The 709-nt window shown below is 53.7% G+C and carries 1 protein-coding gene; it reads right to left on the bottom strand.

What is annotated here, in order from left to right:
- On the bottom strand, positions 1-709 hold a 709-nt coding region (locus tag JO943_RS18455), incomplete at both ends, for an Ig-like domain-containing protein (protein ID WP_227614520.1).

Genomic DNA, 709 nt, shown 5'->3' with positions numbered 1-709 from the left:
TGCCACATCGGCTGTCCAGTTACCTGTCGCTGCATCTACAGTTGCAGTGTACGTCACACCATTGATAACTAAAGTCACCACTGTGGTTGCTGCATCTGCCGGGATACCAGTCAAGGTACCTGTAATCGTGACATTGCCTGCACCCTCAGTTGCATTCACAACGTTATCGGCAGTTACCGCATCAATCGCAAGGGTTGCACCCGCTGGATTTGGTGGGGTCGCATCGACGGTTTCTGTACCTGGTAAAGACGGGTTACCTGCAGGGTCGGTGGCAATCGCAGTGATGGTATCACCATCCACCAGACCGCCTGGGTTTGGTACAGTCCACTCGCCTGTCACTGGATCAGTCACCACATCAACGGTGCTGCCATCCGGGAAGGTCACAGTCACGGTTGAACCTGGTTCTGCCGTACCGGTGATTGGATCGGTACCATTGACCGGATCAATCTCTGGGGCATTCGGTGCAGTCACGTCAACAGTGAAGCTTTGGGTATCAGTGATTGTGCTGCTGTTACCAGCTGCATCGGTGAAGGTCGCTGTAGCATCAATGGTCTTGTCGCCATCAGCCAACAGGTCGCTACCTGCCACATCCGCTGTCCAGTTACCAGTTGCTGCATCTACCGTTGCAGTGTAAGTCACGCCATTGATAACTAAAGTCACCACTGTGGTGGCTGCATCTGCAGGGATACCGGTCAAGGTACCTGTCACT

Source organism: Acinetobacter sp. 'aerobic (ED)', from assembly GCF_904886855.1.
In the GTDB taxonomy this organism is placed as follows: domain Bacteria; phylum Pseudomonadota; class Gammaproteobacteria; order Pseudomonadales; family Moraxellaceae; genus Acinetobacter; species Acinetobacter courvalinii.
The sequence above is the reverse complement of the archived record's forward strand: the minus strand, read 5'-3'. Positions and strand labels throughout refer to the sequence as shown.